At 63.0% G+C, this 18132-nt stretch carries 14 protein-coding genes; 5 read left to right on the top strand and 9 right to left on the bottom strand.

What is annotated here, in order from left to right; all coding sequences use genetic code 11:
- Nucleotides 1-29: 29 nt before the first annotated feature.
- The 8 genes from C7I87_RS17185 to C7I87_RS17150 all read right to left on the bottom strand — a co-directional run bounded on the left by C7I87_RS17185 (nucleotide 30) and on the right by C7I87_RS17150 (nucleotide 10416).
- Nucleotides 30-815, bottom strand: a complete 786-nt coding sequence (locus tag C7I87_RS17185) for an ABC transporter ATP-binding protein (RefSeq protein WP_149905322.1) — start codon at nucleotides 813-815, stop codon at nucleotides 30-32.
- Complete coding sequence (locus C7I87_RS17180; RefSeq protein WP_149905321.1) at nucleotides 812-1585, bottom strand: ABC transporter permease; 774 nt, start codon at nucleotides 1583-1585, stop codon at nucleotides 812-814. The genes C7I87_RS17185 and C7I87_RS17180 overlap by 4 nt, the downstream gene beginning before the upstream one ends.
- A gap of 68 nt (nucleotides 1586-1653) precedes the next feature.
- Entirely contained in the window at nucleotides 1654-2604 is a 951-nt protein-coding gene (locus C7I87_RS17175) for an ABC transporter substrate-binding protein (protein WP_149905320.1), read from the bottom strand.
- A gap of 114 nt (nucleotides 2605-2718) precedes the next feature.
- Nucleotides 2719-3567 (bottom strand): DUF1194 domain-containing protein, encoded by an 849-nt coding sequence (locus C7I87_RS17170; protein ID WP_149905319.1) that lies wholly within the window; start codon nucleotides 3565-3567, stop codon nucleotides 2719-2721.
- Between the two features lie 88 nt (nucleotides 3568-3655).
- Nucleotides 3656-4561, bottom strand: coding sequence for a site-2 protease family protein (locus tag C7I87_RS17165; RefSeq protein WP_149905318.1), 906 nt, complete (start codon nucleotides 4559-4561; stop codon nucleotides 3656-3658).
- Nucleotides 4562-4606: 45 nt separating this feature from the next.
- Nucleotides 4607-7168, bottom strand: coding sequence for a GcvT family protein (locus C7I87_RS17160; RefSeq protein WP_149905317.1), 2562 nt, complete (start codon nucleotides 7166-7168; stop codon nucleotides 4607-4609).
- A 339-nt stretch (nucleotides 7169-7507) separates the two neighbouring features.
- Nucleotides 7508-7771 carry a hypothetical protein gene (locus C7I87_RS17155; RefSeq protein WP_188393881.1) on the bottom strand — a complete coding sequence of 88 codons (264 nt, stop codon included), beginning with the start codon at nucleotides 7769-7771 and terminating at the stop codon, nucleotides 7508-7510.
- A 155-nt stretch (nucleotides 7772-7926) separates the two neighbouring features.
- Complete coding sequence (locus tag C7I87_RS17150; RefSeq protein WP_149905315.1) at nucleotides 7927-10416, bottom strand: mechanosensitive ion channel family protein; 2490 nt, start codon at nucleotides 10414-10416, stop codon at nucleotides 7927-7929.
- A gap of 197 nt (nucleotides 10417-10613) precedes the next feature.
- Between C7I87_RS17150 and C7I87_RS17145 the strand changes: the two genes are divergently transcribed.
- The 5 genes from C7I87_RS17145 (at nucleotide 10614) to C7I87_RS17125 (ending at nucleotide 17370) form a co-directional block, all read left to right on the top strand.
- A complete protein-coding gene (locus C7I87_RS17145) occupies nucleotides 10614-11873 on the top strand; it encodes a sarcosine oxidase subunit beta (protein WP_149905314.1) in 1260 nt (419 codons plus the stop codon).
- 24 nt (nucleotides 11874-11897) lie between these two features.
- A complete protein-coding gene (locus C7I87_RS17140) occupies nucleotides 11898-12194 on the top strand; it encodes a sarcosine oxidase subunit delta (RefSeq protein ID WP_149905313.1) in 297 nt (98 codons plus the stop codon).
- On the top strand, nucleotides 12191-15184 hold the full coding sequence (locus C7I87_RS17135) for a sarcosine oxidase subunit alpha (RefSeq protein WP_149905312.1): 2994 nt from the start codon (nucleotides 12191-12193) through the stop codon (nucleotides 15182-15184). Before C7I87_RS17140 ends, C7I87_RS17135 begins: the two co-directional genes overlap by 4 nt.
- Nucleotides 15177-15764 (top strand): sarcosine oxidase subunit gamma, encoded by a 588-nt coding sequence (gene soxG / locus C7I87_RS17130; RefSeq protein WP_149905311.1) that lies wholly within the window; start codon nucleotides 15177-15179, stop codon nucleotides 15762-15764. Before C7I87_RS17135 ends, soxG begins: the two co-directional genes overlap by 8 nt.
- Nucleotides 15765-15927: 163 nt before the next feature.
- Nucleotides 15928-17370 (top strand): MFS transporter, encoded by a 1443-nt coding sequence (locus tag C7I87_RS17125; protein WP_149905310.1) that lies wholly within the window; start codon nucleotides 15928-15930, stop codon nucleotides 17368-17370.
- 21 nt (nucleotides 17371-17391) lie between these two features.
- Here C7I87_RS17125 and C7I87_RS17120 read toward each other — a convergent pair whose 3' ends face one another.
- Nucleotides 17392-18096 (bottom strand): nitroreductase, encoded by a 705-nt coding sequence (locus C7I87_RS17120; RefSeq protein WP_188393880.1) that lies wholly within the window; start codon nucleotides 18094-18096, stop codon nucleotides 17392-17394.
- Nucleotides 18097-18132: the final 36 nt, after the last annotated feature.

Genomic DNA, 18132 nt, shown 5'->3' with positions numbered 1-18132 from the left:
ATACGCGCTGATGATCGAGCCCTGAGCGGCTAGTGCACGTCCGCGGTCCGCATCGCCTCGACGCGGATGTCCTCGGTCAGCCTAGCCTTCAACGCAGAGAATTCCGGACTGGTCTTCAGCGTGTAATGGCGGGGATGCGGCAGGTCGATGGCGACATCCGACTTGATGTGGCCGGGCCGCGCCGTCATCACGATGACCCGCGAGGCCATGAAGATCGCCTCCTCGATGTCATGGGTGACGAACAGCACCGTCTTCTTGCGCCGTTCCCATATGCCGAGCAGCAATTCCTGCATCAGCCCGCGCGTCTGGTTGTCGAGGGCTCCGAACGGTTCATCCAGCAACAGGATGTCCGGATCGTTGGCCAGCGCGCGGGCGATCGCCGTACGCTGCTGCATGCCGCCGGAAAGCTGCTTCGGCCAATGGTTCTCGAATCCCTTCAGCCCAACGAGATCGACATAGGAGGCAACGATCCCGTCCCTCTCCTCTTCGGCCATGCCGCGTTCGCGCAGGCCGAAGGCGATGTTTTCGGCGACCGTCAGCCAGGGAAACAGCGTGTAGGACTGAAAGACCATGCCGCGGTCCGGCCCGGGTCTCGTCACCGGCTTGCCGTCGAGCAGAACGCGGCCTTCGCTTGGCGCCTCCAGACCGGCGACGATCCTCAACAGTGTCGACTTTCCGCAACCCGAGGGCCCCAGGATGGTGATAAAATCATTGGCCGCAACGGCAAGATCCACCGGCATCAGCGCCCTGACCGGCTCTCCGCCCCGCACGCCGGCAAAGGTGCGCGAAACGCCCTCGATAAGAAGCTTGCTCATGCCAGGCTCCATGGAAAGAGCCAGCGGTTGAACGCCTTGAAGGCGAAATCGGACAACAGCCCGATCAGACCGATGACGATGATGCCGAAGATGATCTGACCGGTCGCCAGCCGCGATTGGCTGTTGATGATCATATAGCCGATGCCGGAGGACGAGCCGATCAGCTCGGCAACGATGACATAGGTCCAGGCCCAGCCAAGCACCAGCCGCAGCGTCTCGGCGATTTCAGGCGCATTGGCCGGCATGATGACCCGCCTGACAATGCCATTGTTGGTCGAGCCCAGCGTATAGGCGGCCTCTACCAGATCGCGCCGCGTGGACCCGACCTTGACGGCAATGATCAGGATGATCTGGAACACCGAGCCAACGAAAATGACGAGCAGTTTTTCCAGCTCGCCAATGCCCGCCCACAGGATCAGCAGCGGAATGAAAGCCGAGGCCGGCAGGTATCGGGCGAAGGAGACGAAGGGCTCCAGAAACGCTTCCACCGGCTTCCAGGCGCCCATGGCGATGCCGAGCGGCACGGCGACGACCGAGGCTAGCACAAAGCCGCCGAAGACACGCCAGATGGTGATCAGTATGTCGAGCCAGAAACGGTCCTCGACCAGCAGCCGCCAGCCATCCCGCAGCATCGACAGCGGATCGGCGAGGAAGATGCGATTGACGTGGCCGCCAAGCGTGATCCAGGCCCAGAAGGCCACGAACAGCACGAAGAAGGAAATGCCGAGCACCGTTCGCAGGCTCGGTGAGACAGGATGCAAGGGGCGCATCTTCGTCCTTTGTCAGCGGGAAGGCGGCGGCGCTCTGCGCCACCGCACGATGCTCAAGGGTTGAACCGTCAATTCGCCACGGCGCTGGTGTCGGCCAGCGTGGCGACGTCGGGCGCCTCCTTGATCAGCCCCATCTGCAGCAGCAGTGCACCCGCGGTCTTGGAAAAATCCTGGAATTCCTTGGTGAAGAACTGCTTGTTCTCAGCCTTGTCGGCCCATTTCAGGTACTTCGCCGAATCCTCGAATTCCTTGGCCGACTGTTTCACGTCGGCGCCCATGATCTCGTAGGATCTCTGCGGATCCTTCTTGATCAGGTCGAGCGCGTCGAAATAGCTGTCGGCAAGCGCCTTGGCGGCGTCGGGATTGGCCTTGAGGAATTCGGGCGTGCAGCCGACCGTGTCGAGAACCATCGGATAGTCGAGCGTGGTCGCCAGAATATGTCCCTGGTCGGCCTTGTCGCGCACGGCCGAAAGGAACGGCTCATAAGTGACCGCCGCATCGTTCTGGCCAGCCAGAAAGGCTTGCGCCGCCGCATCAGGCTCGAGATTGACGACCGTCACGTCCTTGGTCGACATGCCGTTCTTGTTCAGCACCCAGGCGAGCAGGAAATAGGGCGACGTGCCTGGCGCCGAGGAGGCGACGGTCTTGCCCTTGAGATCGGCGACGGTTTTGATGTCGTTGCGCACGACGATACCGTCGGCGCCATAGGATTTGTCGAGCTGAAAAATCTGCTTGGTGGTCACCCCGCTGGCGTTCCAGACCAGCCAGGTCTCGACCGTGGTGGCGGCGCATTGCAGGTCGCCGCTGGCGATGGCGAGCGGACGGCTGGCCTGCGGCACCTTCTTCAAGGTCACGTCGAGGCCATGCTTCTCGAACAGCCCTGCCTGCTTGGCGAGCGTCAGCGGCGCGAATCCGGTCCAGCCGCTGATGCCGATGGTGAGTGAGGTGGCGGCCATCGCCGGCGCGGACATGCCCGCGGCAAGTGTCAATGTCGCGGCAAATACGGTTATCCTGTTCATGTCAGTTCCCCTTGTTTTCTCTGGGCGAAATTGTTCACAGAGGCCGATGGGCTTGTCAATCAACAGGAACGTGTTGGCGGCTTGGAAAACAGGGGCAGACCGTTTGGGATTGCTCTATCTGTTGTCGGGCATCCAGTTGCGGTTGCGCCACATTTTCTCGCCGACCTGGCAGTCGGTGACGGGCTTGTCCTGTGCCAGCACCACTGGCGGATGGTCCGCCTCCTCCGCCGCCCATTGGCGCGACGCCGGACCGGCAAGCTCAAGCACAAGCTTGCGGCGGATGGCTTCGGGAAATTGTGTCCAGTCGTTCACCGGGATCATGAAGGCGCCGGGGCCGCCGATGACGCAGTCGCTGTAGTAGCGGTCGAGATCGTTGACGTCGTAGACGCCGGAAAAGCCGCCTCGGGTCATCAGCGGCAGACCGTTGATGACGATGCCTTGCCTGACCACCCCGTCGCGGACAAGATTGACCGGCGCGCCCTGGTTGTTCGGCCCGTCGCCGGAAATGTCGATGACGCGCTTGGTTCCCTGGTAGCCGCTTTCGGCGAAAAGGTCGCTGCCGAACTCCAGCGCACCGGAGATCGAGGTGCGCCGCGCGCTGTTGGGCGGCTGGGCCGACAATTGCGCCACCACCCGCTCCGCGTCGGCCCGGGTTGCGATCACTGTCCACGGCACGATGACGCGTTGCCAGCTGGTGCCGGCCCATTCGACATAGGTGACGGCGATCTTGCCATATGTGCCATCGGCGATCGCCTGCAGAACATTGTCATTTGTCAGCGCCGCCGCGTAGCCATGGCGCTGGATCTCGAGTTCGGCCGGCGAGATGGACAGCGACACGTCCACCGCCAGCACCAACTCGACATCGACCGGCTCGGCGGCGGTCGATCCTGTGGTCAGGCCGCAAAGCAACGCCAGGACGGCGGCGCCCGAAAGCCGAAGACCTGCACGGACGGAAGCGGACATGACGCAACGCTAAGCGAAAATCGCCGACATAAAAAGTAAAAAGGCCGGTAACGGACCGGGGCTCTTGAGAGCACGGATTCCGCCACCGTCACTGCTTGTTAGTCGGCCATCCGCCCCTGCCTCTCCACTCGACAGGTTCGGTCTCGACCGGTTTGACTTCGCCCGTTTTGGCGAGTTCTTTGCGCTTCTTCCCGGTCTGACCGCGAACAACTCGCCAATTCGGTCTGAACGATGGGGGAAACCACAGCAAAACGCCGGCAGCCGCCGCCGGCAAGATGATGGCGAAGCGAAGCACCGAGAGAGCGAGACCGCAGATGCCTACAACCAGCGCCGCGCGATGTGCCCCGAGGCGCGGAGAAAGCAAATCCCTGGCGATCGTGCCGCCGTCCAATGGATAGGCCGGCAGCATGTTGAGCCCAAAAAGGACAAGGTTCAGCAGCAGGCCAAGCCAAAGTGCCAAGGCCAGCAGGCCAGTCGAAGGCACGGACAACCAATCCCCATACGGATCGCGAGGGATGAAAGAGCCGAAGACCAGATAGCTGCACGCGGCAAATAGCACTGCCAGAACGATGTTTGTCGAAGGACCCGCAAAGGCAATCCGAGCCCACATGTAGGGACACGGCTTCAGCGCTGGCGCGGGTTTGAAATATGTCAGGCCGCCGAAGAGGTAGAGGTCGATACGGTCGGTTCCGACGCCTAGCCGGCGTGCGGCCCTCATATGGGCGAGCTCATGCAGGAATATCGATAGAAACAGCAGCACTGCAAAAATGAACGTATGGGCGATCGCCTCCGAAGGGCTTATCCGCCATTCATAGACAAAGGGCAGGACAGCGGGGATTGCAAAGGTCCAGGAGATGCGAACGGGAATATCCCCACGCAGCCAGAACATCAGCGTGTTGTTTTTCTTATCCCAGCCCAAGACACGCAAGTAGCCGTCCTCCCCGATGCGCGAAGGTAGGTGATAACCGCTACTGAACAAAGCAAAAAGGCCCAATTTTCAATTAGGCCTTTCTAAGAGGTTATGCCGCTCTCCGTGGATTCAGCTCCGCGGCTTGAGATTCTCCGGGTCATAAAGCGGCTTGTAGCCGACGCTGGCGACTTCAACCGGATAGGTCTCGCCGAAATACTCGACCTTGAGCTTGCGGCCCTCCTGGGCATAGGCCCACGGCAAATAGGCGAGCGCGATGTTCTTGCCGATCGTCGGGCCATAGGCGACCGATGTGGTGAAGGAGCGACGGCCGAGTTCGTCGACCAGCGTTTCCCCGCTCACGGGGTCCATCACCGGCATGATGCCGACCGGATAACGGGCAACACCCTTGGAATCGGTATTCTCGGTCATCACCAGCGTGCACAGCATGGCGGGCTGGTGCGCGCGTTCGCGATACTCCACATGCTTGGCCTTGCCGCAGAAATCGTTGTCCTTGACCTTCGGACGGGCGAGATCGGCTTCCAGCAGATTATACTCGGTCAAAAGATCGGCGTTCTGCAGCCGCAGGCTCTTTTCCATGCGGCGGGTGTTGGCATAGGTCTCGACGCCGAACGGCATGACGCCGGTCGAGCGCAGCGCGTCCCAGACGGCGAGACCATCCTCGTAGCGCATATGCAGCTCCCAGCCCTGCTCGCCGACATAAGAGATGCGGAAGGCGGTGACATCCCTGCCGCCGATCCGGACCGGCTTGATTGCCGCGAACGGAAAATTCTCCGGTGAAAGCCCATCCGGGTTCTCGACCACCTTTTGCAAGGTCGTCCGGGCGTTCGGCCCCCATATGCCGATGGTGACGTACTTCTCGGTCACGTCGGTGATGGTGACGTCGAACCCTTTATCCTGCGCCGTGCGCTGCATGTAACGGAAGTCGCGCGGGCCGGCGTCGGCGCCATCGATCAGCCGGCAGCGGTCGGCCATGCGGATCACGGTGAAGTCGGCGCGCACCATGCCTTCCTCATCGAGGAAGTGGGTATAGATGCCCTTGCCAATGTTGTTGTCGCCGCCGATCTTGGCCGCGCACAGCCATTCCAGCAGCGCGACATGGTCAGGCCCTTCAATGTCATACATCGAAAAATGCGAGAGGTTGACGATGCCGCAATCTTCGCTCATCGCCAGGTGCTCTGCGTTGGAGACGCGCCAGAAGTGACGGTTGTCCCATTCGTTCTCGCGCACCGGAACCCGGTTGCCATACTTCTCAAGCAGATGCTCGTTGGCGGCATAGCCATGCGCTCGCTCCCAGCCGCCCAACTCCATGAAGTAGCCGCCGAGTTCTTTCTCGCGTTCCCAGAACGGCGAGCGCCTGATGTTGCGGCCCTTGGAGAAGGGTTCGCGCGGGTGCACCGCCGGATTGTAGACCTTCATCGCCGTCTCGGTGCAACGATCCCAGATGAACTGTTCCTTGGTCTGATGCGGATAGAAGCGCGCATAGTCGATCGCGTGGTGGTCGATCGCGGTGCGGCCGTCCGTCATCCAGTCGGCAATCAGCTTGCCCATGCCGGGGCCGTCCTTCACCCAGATGGCAACGGCGTACCACAGGCCCCTCACCTTCTGGCTTTCGCCCATCGACGGGCCGCCGTCGGCGGTCACCTGGAGCAGGCCGTTGAAGGAATGGCTCTCGTTATAGCCGAGTTCGCCCAGGATCGGCGTCAGTTCCATGGCCCGCTCGAGCGGCGCCAGGATCTGCTCCATATCGAGATCGCGCTGCGACGGCGACAGCCGCGCCTGGTCCTTCTCAAGCAGATCGCGCGGATGGCAGAGGCGCGGATTGGTCTCTTCGTAATAGCCCCACTCGATCTGCCCGCCTTCGGCGGTCTTGGGATCGCCTGTGTCGCGCATATAGGCCGAGTTGCCCTGGTCGCGCAGCAGCGGCCAGCCGATCTCCTTGCCGGTGCCGGAAAACTCGGTGTACGGGCCGAAGAAGGTAAGCGGATGGTCAATCGGCATGACCGGCAGGTCCTCGCCGACCATTTCGGCGATCAGCCGGCCCCAGATGCCGGCACAGACGATCACATAGTCGGCCTCGATCGTGCCGCGGTCTGTCACCACGGCACTGATGCGGCCGTCCTTGACGACGAGCGACTTCGCCGGCGTGTTGGCGAAGGAATTAAGCTTGCCAGAGGCTTCAGCCTGATCGACCAGCTTGCCGGCGACTGTCTGCGAGCGCGGGATGACGAGGCCAGCGTCCGGATCCCACAGGCCGCCCTGCACCAGATCCTGTTCGATCAGCGGGAATTTTTCCTTGATCTCGGCGGGTTCGATCAGCCGGGCGCGCGTGCCGAAGGCCTTGGCCGAGGCGATCTTGCGCTTGATCTCGTCCATGCGGCCGTCGTCGCCGACACGGGCGACCTCGAGGCCGCCAACGCGCGCGTAATGGCCCATCTTCTCATAGAAATCGATGGAATAGAGCGTCGTCCAGCAGGACAGGAAATCGTGGCTGGTGGTGTAGCAGAAGTCCGACGCGTGCGCGGTCGAGCCGATATCAGTCGGGATGCCCGACTTGTCGATGCCGACAATATCGTCCCAGCCGCGTTCGATCAGATGATGGGCGATCGATGCGCCGACAATACCGCCGAGGCCAATAATGACGACCTTCGCCTTTTTCGGAAACTCTGCCATTGCCCGCGACTCCAGAATGCTGTTGCGGGCGGCGTCGGCGCCCGTTTGATCGGCGCACAATATGCAGGCGGCGGGCACGGCGCTACCGCCTGTTTGCGACACGCCGCGGATGCGGCGCGACCCATAGGGATCAGGAGAATTGCTGTTCGTCAGGCGAAGGCCGCAGACATCCTCGGCTTGAAAACCGACCGGTAGCCTGATGTCTTCAGCTTGACCACCAACTTGCCAATTTCGGCTGCCGACAGGGCGCCACCCCTTTGATCCTGGTCACCGCGACCGGCTCGACGAAACGATAAAAGGCCGGACAAATGCCCGGCCTTTCCAATCATGCCGCAGAGATTACTTGATGCGAGCGACGCCGCCGGAAATCTCGACGGTTTCCGAACCGGTCAGGGCTTCGAGGTCACCGTTGGGCAAGGTGACGAAGCAGCCGTTCTGGCAGAACTCGACGGTTTCACCGCCGGCCAGCGCAAGCTCGGTCTTGCTGCCGCCCTCGGTCACGACCAGCGTGCGGGTCTCGGCGTCCTTGTTGACCGCGCTGGCGGCATGGGCCGAGCCGCTCACGGCGAGCATGGCCACGGCAGCGACGAGAGACTTCCACATATCGCAATATCGGTGTTCCCACCGCCTCTGTTGCATTTCACAAGGCATTTTCGCCTTTGCATGGGAGCTTATATGAGATGGAAGCTGAACCGCAACTGAATGCCGCATTCATGCCGCAATTGGCTTGGGCGACATGCAACCCTGCAATCTCCGATCTAATCCGGATCGGGCTTGCGTGTCTTACGGCCTGATTTGGCCTGACGCTTCGCCTCGGCTGCGGCTTCCACCTTTGCCTGTTCCTGTTCGGCGAAATCGGCCTCGATCTTGTCGTCGTCGGTCGGCCATGCCACGTGCTTCTTGACCTCGACGACCGCGCGCGGCGTGGAAGGGATTTCGATGTGCTGGTCGTCGAACTTTTCCAGCACGGCGAAGCGGACGTCGTTCTGCACGATGTTGCCGTTCATCACATCGGCCAGGAACACACGCATCTCGAATTCGAGCGCGGCAGGTCCGAAATTGGAAAACAGCACGAACGGCTCGGGGTTCTTCAGCACCAGCGGATGGCTGCGCGCGATCTCCAGCAGGACGGCGTGAACCTGCTTGACGTCGCTGCCATAGGCGACGCCGACCTTGATGTCGATGCGGCCGAGCTTGTTGCGATGCGTCCAGTTGCCGACGGCGTTGTTGATCAGGTTGGAATTGGGCAGGATCACCGACTGCCGCTGGAAAGTCTCGATCTCGGTGGCGCGCACGCTGATCTTCTTGACCGTGCCGCTGACGTCGCCGGCCACAATCCAGTCGCCGACCTTGAACGGCCGCTCTGCCAGCAGAATCAGGCCAGAGACGAAATTGGACACCACATTCTGCAGGCCAAAGCCGATACCGAGTGAAAGAGCACCGGCGACCAGCGCCAGACTGGAGAGGTCGATGCCGGCGGCCGAGATACCGACGAGCGACGCCAAGGCGACGCCGGCATAGCCGACTGCCAGCCGGATCGAGTTGCGCACCCCGGTATCGACCTTGCCGCGCGCCATCACCGAACCATCGAGCCAGCCCTGGAACCAGCGCGTCAGGAAATAGCCGATGATGAAGACGACGATGCCCGAAAGGATGCCGGTGACCGAGATCGTCACTGAACCGATGGTGATCCCAGTCGCCAGCTTGTAGGCCCAGGCTTCGATGTCGCCGGGCTGGAAGCCCCACATCAAAAGGATCAGCGGCAGGAACACCAGCACGATCATTACGTTGATGGCGATACTGACGACGAGGCCGAGCTGGTCGAGTGCCGTGTCCTCGTAGCTCGAATTGGCTGACAGCCAGCGCCCGACCGAGGTGTCAGCGAAAGCGCCCTCCTCGCCGATCGCCTGCGCCGACAGGAAGCCGATATAGGCGGTGACCAGGGCAGTGCCGGTAACGACGACCTGCAGTGAGACAAAAAGGGCAAGGCCTATATAGCCGAGCAGCGCCGCGACGATGGTGAAAAGACCAAGAGCCAGCGACAGGTAACGCAGCCATGCCGGCCACGGCCGCCAGCTTCCGTCCCGCGCCTTGAACGGTCTCAGCATCGCCATCAGGATCAGGATGATGCCGACGATGATGGTAGCGACGAAACTGCGGGCGATGGTCAGTGACAGTGGCGAACCCATCTTGTCGTTGATCACCGACAGGAAGGTGTTGATGCTGATGACCACGGCCATGGCGGTGGTGAGGCGCACAAGCCAGCGCGCCGGTCCCGTTTCGACCGGGATAAGGCGCCAGTTCGGCAGCCGCGGCGACAGCGCCGCATTGGTCAGCCGGTTGACGCAGAACACCACGCCGATGACCGTCGCCAACGCATTGAGAAAGAGGCCAATATCGCCGCGTAATACATTGTAATAATTGAAGAAGAAGATAGTCGACCCGAGAAAGGCGCCAACCGCCAGCGTCGGCAGCAAGGTCGACCAGAAAGCCACCGACAGGCGGCTGAGATAGGATGGGTCTTCGTTGGTGGGGTCGGCTTCGAACACACGCCCGAACAGACGCCTGCCGCCGACCAGCAGCACCAGCGCCAGGCCGAGCGCCACGAAGGTTGCCGCCAGAATGGCCTGGAACTTGAACTTGATGGCGAAGCTCAGCCAGGACGACACCGCCTTGTAGAAATTGCCGAACTCGTCGCGCGCATCGGAAAACACCTGCGGGCTCAAGGCGTCCGAGAGCACGTAACGCTTGGTCAACAGGTTGCGGAACAGCGCGCTGCGCATGTTGCCGATCTTGTCGATCAGTCCGCTGATGCGGATCGACAAGGCCTGAGCCTGCGAGATGACCGCGTTGATCTCCGCCTTTTCGGACGTCAGGGCCTGGCGTTCGCCGCTGACGATGTCGGGCTCCGCCGGTTGGCCGGCGGCAGGCGGCGGCCCGAGCTGTTCGAGCCGGCTGTTGATTTCACCTAGGCGTGTGCGGAACGCCAAGGCGCTGGTCAGCGATTGCCGTGACAATTCCTCGAGCTGCAGGCGGATATCGACGAGGTTGCTGTCGTCCTCGCCATCCTGCTGGATCTGCTTCTCGAAATTGTCGGCCTTGGTCGTCAGGCCCTGAATGATCTTCTGCTGGTCGGCAACCAGTCCCGCGGGCGCCTGGCCAACGCCTTGCGCCGCCGCCTCGAACGACAACGGCGCCGAAACGACAAGCGCCAGGACCAGTATGAGGCGAAGCAATCGAAAAAACATGATGTGTCGGCGACTCATGGGTGGCAAAGGCATTCAAAAAGCCTGTCCTTGATAAAGACGGCCATATCATGGGGCAAGTCACCGCGACCGATCGCACATCAGGCGTCGGCCAGTCGAAAGGCGATGGCGCAATATTGGCTTTGCATCAGCCCCCTGCTCTATAGTCTGCCGCATCGCCCGCAACGGACACCTTACACATGGCAGAGTATTCGGCCCTTTCGCTGCTCGCGAACGCGCTCAAGGGAAACAAGGACTGGAAGCCGGCATGGCGCAAGCCGGATCCGAAGGCGTCCTACGACGTCGTCATCATCGGCGGCGGCGGGCATGGACTGGCGACCGCCTACTACCTCGCCAAGGACCACGGCATCACCAATGTCGCGGTGCTGGAGAAAGGCTGGCTGGGCTCCGGCAATGTCGGCCGCAACACGACGGCCGTTCGCTCGAACTATCTCCTGCCGGCCAACACCCGCTTCTACGAACATTCGATGAAGCTGTGGGAGAACCTGTCGCACGAACTCAATTACAACGTCATGTTCTCGCAGCGCGGCTGCCTGAACCTGGCGCACACGCCGGCCCAGTTCGACGACTACGCAAGACGCGGCAACGCCATGCGCCATCTCGGCGTCGATGCGGAATTGATGACGCCAGTCGAGATCAAGCGCCTGATCCCGGCGCTCGATATCTCCAATGATGCACGCTTTCCCGTGGTTGGCGGCCTGATGCAGCGGCGCGCCGGAACCGCCCGGCACGATGCGGTCGCTTGGGGCTATGCACGCGGCGCCGACCGGCGCGGCGTCGACATCATCGAGAACTGCGAGGTCACCGGCTTCCTGCGCGACGGCGACCGCGTCACCGGCGTTACCACCTCGCGCGGCGATATCAGGGCCAAGAAAGTGGCGGTTGCGGTGGCCGGCAGCACCGGACGTGTCATGCAACTGGCCGGCATCGAGACGATGCCGATCGAGAGCCATGTGCTGCAGGCCTTCGTCACCGAATCGCTGAAACCCTTCATCGACACCGTCGTGACCTTTGGCATGGGCCACTTCTACATGTCGCAGTCCGATAAGGGCGGCCTTGTCTATGGCGGCGACATCGACGGCTACAACAGCTACGCCCAGCGCGGCAATCTGCCGATCGTCGACGAGGTGATGAGCGAGATGCTGGCGCTTTTCCCCGGCCTTGCGCGTGTGCGCATGCTGCGCTCCTGGGGCGGCGTCTGCGACATGTCGATGGACGGCTCGCCGATCATCACCATGGGGCCCCTGCCCGGCATGTATCTCAATTGCGGCTGGTGCTATGGCGGCTTCAAGGCGACGCCCGCGTCCGGCTGGTGCTTTGCCTGGACCATCGCCAAGGATCAGCCGCACGATTTCAACGCCCCCTTCACGCTGGACCGCTTTCATCGCGGCCTGGTGATCGACGACAAGGGCCAGGGCGCGAACCCGAGGCTTCACTAAACAAGCCTTCATTAGGAACATTCCGTGCTGATCACTTGCCCCTATTGCGGCCCGCGCGACGTCATCGAGTTCACCTACCAGGGTGATGGCAACCGCGAACGTCCCGACCCTGCTTCGCAAAATTTCGAGGCCTGGAACGCCTATGTCTACGACAGGCTGAACCCGGCCGGCGACCACAACGAGATCTGGCAGCATTCCGGCGGTTGCCGGGTTCACCTGAGGGTTGTGCGCAACACGCTGACGCATGAGATTTCCAATGTCGCCTTCGTGCGCGGCGATCACAGCTCGGCCGCGCGCCGCAAGGCGGAGGACAAGCCATGAGCCCGCGCCGCACCGACACCGGCGGCCACGTAGACCGGCTGAAGACGATCCGTTTCACGTTCGACGGCGTTGCCTATACCGGGCATGGCGGCGACACGCTGGCGTCCGCCCTTCTGGCCAACGGCGTCACGCTGTTCGGGCGTTCTTTCAAATACCACCGCCCGCGCGGCCTGCTGAGCGCAGGCGTCGAGGAGCCCAACGCGCTGGTAACGGTGCTGAAAGGCGAGGTGCGCGAGCCCAACATTCCGGCGACGATGGTCGAGATCCATGACGGGCTGATCGCCGTCAGCCAGAACCGTTTCCCCTCGCTCACCTGGGACATCCATGCCGTCAACCAGCTCGGCGGCAAGCTGCTGTCGGCCGGCTTCTACTACAAGACCTTCATGGGGCCGGTTGTCGGCCCGCTGAAAGGCACGCGCTTCTGGATGTTCTGCGAACACTTCATCCGCCGCGCCGCCGGCCTCGGCAGCGCCGGATCGGCAAAGGACCCGGCCCGCTATGAGCGCATGAACGCCTTTTGCGACGTGCTGGTGGTCGGCTCCGGCCCGGCCGGCCTGATGGCCGCCAAGACCGCTGCAGATCAAGGCGCCCGCGTCATCCTGGCCGATCTCGAGCCGCGTTTCGGCGGCTCCGCCAACTGGTCCGGCGAAACCATCGATGACGCGTCCGCCGCTGATTGGGTGCGGCGCACCGTCGCCCAGCTTGAGGCGCGAGACAATGTCCGGCTTCTGCCGCGCACCACGGTCTGGGGTTACTACGACAACAACACGCTTGCCGCGCTCGAGCGGGTCAGCGACCACAAGGCGCAGCCCGCCAAGGGTGAGCCGCGCCATCGCTACTGGGCGATCCGCGCCGGATCCGTCGTGCTGGCCACCGGCGCCTTCGAAAGGCCGCTGGTGTTCCCCGGCAATGACAGGCCCGGCGTGATGCTGGCGCATGCGGCGGAGCGCTACGCCAACGAATTCGGCGTGCTGCCGGGGCAGCGCGTCGTGGTGTTTACCAACAATGACAGCGCCTACCGGTCGGCGCTGGCGCTGAAGCAGGCAGGTGCGGCGATCGTCGCCATCGTCGACGTGCGCCCGCAACCATCCGCCGAGATGAGCGCCCTGGCCGGCGAAGCCGAGGCGGAACTGCTTTCCGGCCATGCGGTGGTCGCCACCGAAGGTGGCAAGGCCTTGTCCGGCCTCAAGGTCCAGCGGTTCGACATGGTCGCGGGTGCGCTGAGCGGCGATGCACGCAGCGTCCATGCCGATTGCCTGCTGATGTCGGGCGGCTGGTCGCCGACCATCCATTTGGCCAGCCAGGCCGGTGCCAAAGCGGAATGGAACGAGGCGCTGCAAGCTTTCCTACCGCCGAAGCGGACGCAGAAATGGGTTGGCGCCGGCGCCTTCAACGGCCATTTCATGACCCTTGAAGCAATATTGGACGGCCGCAACGCAGGTCTCACCGCGGTCGGGGCAACAGTTGCGCCGATGGCGTACCCGCATATCGAATCCTTGCCTTGCGACCCCCGTCCTGCGCCCGTGTTCGAGATCAAGGCCAAGGGCAAGAGCTTTGTCGACTTCCAGCACGACGTGACCGCGGAGGATGTCCGCCTGGCGCATCGCGAAGGCTTCGTCTCCGTCGAGCACCTGAAACGCTACACCACGCTCGGCATGGCGACCGATCAGGGCAAGAGTTCCAACGTTCCCGGCCTCGCCATCATGGCCGAGGCACTGGGCAAACCGATCCCGGAAGTCGGCACGACCCGCTTCCGGCCACCCTTCGCGCCGGTGTCGATCGGCTCGCTGGCAGCCGAGCGTTTCGGCGACCTCAAGCCCGAACGGCTGACGCCGATGCATGACTGGCATGTCGACAATGGTGCGACCATGTACTCCGCCGGTCTGTGGTACCGGCCGATGATTTACGGGCTTTCAGGCGAGACGGTCGAACAGGCCTATGTGCGCGAAGCCAAGGCGACGCGCGAAAATGCGGGCATCGTCGATGTCTCGACGCTGGGCAAGATCGCCGTGCAAGGCCCCGACGCCGCCGCGTTCCTCGATCGTGTCTACACCAACATGTTCTCGACGCTCGCCGTCGGCAAGGCGCGCTACGGGCTGATGCTGCGCGAGGACGGCTTTGCCTTCGACGACGGCACCACCTGGCGGCTCGGCGACCAGGATTTCCTGATGACCACCACCACGGCCAATGCCGGCAAGGTGATGCAGCATCTGGAATATTTCCTCGACGTGATCTGGCCGGAACTCAAGGCCCACGTCACCTCGGTGACCGACGAATGGGCGGGCGCCGCGATCGGCGGGCCGAAAGCGAGGCAGATTCTGGCCGCCTGCGTCACCGGCACGGATGTCGACAATGCGACGCTACCCTTCATGGGCATCGTGCACGGCGAGATATCAGGCGTGCCGGTAATGATTTGCCGGCTGTCTTTCTCCGGTGAAATGGCCTTCGAGGTCTATTCCGGCGCCGGCCACGGCACCCATGTCTGGGAAGCGTTGGTCGAGGCCGGCAGGCCGTTCGGGCTGGTCACTTACGGCCTCGAGGCGTTGGGCACGATGCGCATCGAGAAGGGCCATGTCACCGGCGCCGAGATCGACGGCCGCACCACGGCGCGCGACCTGCATCTCGACTGGATGCTGTCGAAGAAGAAGCCGTTCATCGGCTCAGCGATGATGGACCGGGAAGGTCTCGTCGCGTCCGAGCGGCTGGAACTGGTCGGCCTGATCGCGCTCGACAACCGGCCGCTCAATGGCGGCGCCCACATTGTCGAGGAAGTCGACGAGGCCAATCCGCACGGCTCGATCGGGCACATCACCGCCTGCTGCTATTCGCCGGCGCTCGGCAAGCATATCGCGCTCGCGCTGGTCAAGGGCGGCAAGGCCAGGCACGGCACGCGTGCCCATGTCTCCGATCCCTTGCGCAACCGCTTCGGGCCCGTGGAGATCGTCTCGAACCACTTCTACGATCCGGAAGGGACTCGCATGCATGGCTGAGCGTCAATCGCCCCTCGAGCCGGAGTTCCATGTCGGATCGCACGGCAATTTCGAACATGGCGTCGAGATCCTGCTCACCGAAACCAGGCCGGGCTCGATCGTGCAACTTGCGGCATGGCCGGGCGAAGAGAAGACGCTGATGGCAGCCATCCGCGCTGTCACCGGGCTCGCTTTGCCCGACGGCGCCGGCGGCGGCTCGAGCGACGGCGTGAAATCCGTGTTCGGCTTCGCACCGGGAAAGTTCACCGTGACCGATGAGGCCGAAGGACTGGCCTCGGCCTTCGCCAAGGTGGTGGCGCCGGCCATGGGCACGGTGACGGACCTGTCGCATGGCCGCACCGCCATCCGCATTGCCGGGCCGAAAGCAGAATGGGTGCTGTCGAAATTCTTCGCCATCGACTTCGCCCTGCCCGCCTTTCCGGTCGGCGCCGGCCGCTCGACAACGCATCACGATGTCTTCGCCCAGATCCAGCGCACCGGCACCGACCAGTTCGACATCTATGTCTTCCGCTCCTTCGCGCGTTCGTTCTGGAAGGCGCTCTGCCATGCCAGTGAGGAAGTCGGCTACGAGGTGCAGTAGGCGGCGTGGTCATGGAGGCGCTGCCTCTGGCCTCAATGCCGGCCGGTTCTGCCGCTAGAGAATCCTGCCGCGGGCGCCCATGATGGAAAACGTGGCCGCCCAAGCGGTCCAAGGGGTATGAAAACCCCGTCTCAGAGTCGGCATATTTGGTTCGAACATCCCCATGACTGCTGAACTATCCGCCGGCGCCGCCGATCGCGCCGATGTGCCGGCCAGAGCCATGCTCCTGCTGCCGCTGACGGTCGCCTGCGGCGTGTTCATGACCAGCCTCGACCAAAATGTCGTGGTGACGGCGCTGCCAGGCATCAGCGAAAGCCTTGGCCGGCCGCCAAGCCAGCTCGGCCTGCTGATCACCGTCTACGTCGCCAGCCTGATCATCTCGATGCCGCTCGGCGGCTGGGCGGCCGACCGTTTCGGCCTGCGCAACGTCTATTGCTTTGCCTTGCTGGTGTTTGCCGCCTCATCGGCCCTGTGCGGGCTGTCTGATAACATCTGGATGCTGGTCGGCGCCCGCGCGCTGCAGGGCTTCGGCGGCGCGCTGATGGGCACGCTGGGCCAAGTCGTCATCCTGTCGACCTTCCCGCGCAGCCGGACCTTGAAGATCAACATGTATATCTCTCTGGCCGGGCAGTCCGGGCCGCTGGTCGGTCCGCTCGTCGGCGGCGCGCTGACCACCTATATCTCCTGGCGCTGGATCTTCTTCATCAACGTGCCGTTCGCGCTCGCGGCGGCAGTCCTTGCCGCCTCGCTGTTCCCGACAATGACCAAGCCCGTGCGCACGCGGTTCGATTTTCCAGGCTTTGTGCTGGTCGGCGGCGGCATGGTTCTGCTGGTCTTCGGTATGGACTCCCTTGCGGCGAAAGACGCCGCCGGCAGCATGATCGCGGCCGAGCTTGCGCTGGCGCTCACCGTCCTGACGGCCGCCTCCTTCTATTGCCTGCGCGTGCCCAATCCCCTGCTCGATCTCAAGCTCCTGCGTATCCGCACCTTCCGCATCTCTTTCCTTACCGGCGGCGGCCTCGACACGATCGGTCTCAGCTCCGTCGTCTTCCTGCTGCCGCTGATGTTTCAGCTCGGCTTCGGCATGAGCGCGGTGCAGGCGGGATCGCTGACCTTCGTGGCGGCGGTCGGGTCGGTCGGTATGCGTGTCTTCATGCCACGCATTCTCAACCGTTTCGGGTTTCGCCGCGTGCTGGTCTTCAACACGCCCGTGGTCGCCGCCATGGTCGCGGGCTTCGCCTTGACGCAAGCAACGACCCCGGTCTGGATCACGCTCACCTACATCTTCGTCTTTGGCGTCTTTCGCTCGGTGCAATGGGCTTCGACCGGCAACCTCGCCTATTCCGATATCGCGCCCGAACAGCTCGCCCGCTTCAGCGCGCTCTACTACATCCTCTGGCAGCTGGCGGTCGCGATAAGCGTCGGCCTGGCGGCGGCGATGCTGTCGTTTCTCGCCGGCGGCGGGCCGGCCGTCGCCAGCAACTTCCGGATCCTGTTCGTGATCGAAGGCGTCATCACGCTTTGCGCGCTGTTCGCCTATCTCAAGCTGACGCCGCAGGACGGCGCCCATGTCAGCGGCCACGGCGCACACATGAACACGGAATAGCGGACCTGCGCCGGACGAAACCTATTCGCTGAACGTCACCCATTCCTCGAGCGGCTCACGATCGGTGCGGAAGGCGTTCTCGGGCTTGGAAGTGTCTTCATAGCCGAGCGCCATGCCGCAAACGACGATCTCCTCGTCGGGAATGCCGAGCACCGGTCGGATCTGCCGGTGATAGGGCGCAAAGGCCGCTTGCGGACAGGTATGCAAACCCCTGCCCCGCGCCGCGACCATGATGTTTTGCAGGAACATGCCGTAGTCGATCCACGAACCCTGGTTGAGCCGGCGGTCGATGGTGAAGATCATGCCGACCGGTGCGTCGAAGAAGACGAAGTTGCGGTCATGCTGGGCACGCATCTTGTCGACTTCCCGGCGGCCTATGCCGAGTGCGCCGTAGAGGCCGAACCCGTTGGCACGGCGGCGGGTGAGATAAGGCTCGAAGAACTGGGTCGGATAATAGCGATATTCGTCCCAGTCGGCTTTCTCCGCGCGGATGCCGGAATTCATGATGGCATCCGTGATCCGTTGCTTGGTCCCGCCCTTGGTGACGTAGACCCGCCACGGCTGCATATTGGTGCCGGAGGGAGCGCGTGCCGCAACAGTCAGTATGTCACGGATCGTCTCGTCGTCGATCATGTCGGGCAGAAATGCGCGCACTGAACGGCGCGACATGATCGCGTCGTCGACGATCTCGGCATCAACCGCGATTCGAGCCTTCTTTTCCAGCATGGGCCGTCCCTTAGCCATGTTCTCGATCGGACGTCC

Source organism: Mesorhizobium sp. SARCC-RB16n, assembly GCF_008520305.1.
GTDB lineage: Bacteria > Pseudomonadota > Alphaproteobacteria > Rhizobiales > Rhizobiaceae > Mesorhizobium.
The sequence above is the reverse complement of the archived record's forward strand: the minus strand, read 5'-3'. Positions and strand labels throughout refer to the sequence as shown.

Coding starts and splice junctions, on each gene's coding strand:
- C7I87_RS17185 (WP_149905322.1), bottom strand. CDS start 815: ATGAGCAAGCTTCTTATCGAGGGCGTTTCGCGCACCTTTGCCGGCGTG.
- C7I87_RS17180 (WP_149905321.1), bottom strand. CDS start 1,585: ATGCGCCCCTTGCATCCTGTCTCACCGAGCCTGCGAACGGTGCTCGGC.
- C7I87_RS17175 (WP_149905320.1), bottom strand. CDS start 2,604: ATGAACAGGATAACCGTATTTGCCGCGACATTGACACTTGCCGCGGGC.
- C7I87_RS17170 (WP_149905319.1), bottom strand. CDS start 3,567: ATGTCCGCTTCCGTCCGTGCAGGTCTTCGGCTTTCGGGCGCCGCCGTC.
- C7I87_RS17160 (WP_149905317.1), bottom strand. CDS start 7,168: ATGGCAGAGTTTCCGAAAAAGGCGAAGGTCGTCATTATTGGCCTCGGC.
- C7I87_RS17155 (WP_188393881.1), bottom strand. CDS start 7,771: ATGTGGAAGTCTCTCGTCGCTGCCGTGGCCATGCTCGCCGTGAGCGGC.
- C7I87_RS17150 (WP_149905315.1), bottom strand. CDS start 10,416: ATGTTTTTTCGATTGCTTCGCCTCATACTGGTCCTGGCGCTTGTCGTT.
- C7I87_RS17145 (WP_149905314.1), top strand. CDS start 10,614: ATGGCAGAGTATTCGGCCCTTTCGCTGCTCGCGAACGCGCTCAAGGGA.
- C7I87_RS17135 (WP_149905312.1), top strand. CDS start 12,191: ATGAGCCCGCGCCGCACCGACACCGGCGGCCACGTAGACCGGCTGAAG.
- soxG (WP_149905311.1), top strand. CDS start 15,177: ATGGCTGAGCGTCAATCGCCCCTCGAGCCGGAGTTCCATGTCGGATCG.
- C7I87_RS17125 (WP_149905310.1), top strand. CDS start 15,928: ATGACTGCTGAACTATCCGCCGGCGCCGCCGATCGCGCCGATGTGCCG.
- C7I87_RS17120 (WP_188393880.1), bottom strand. CDS start 18,096: ATGCTGGAAAAGAAGGCTCGAATCGCGGTTGATGCCGAGATCGTCGAC.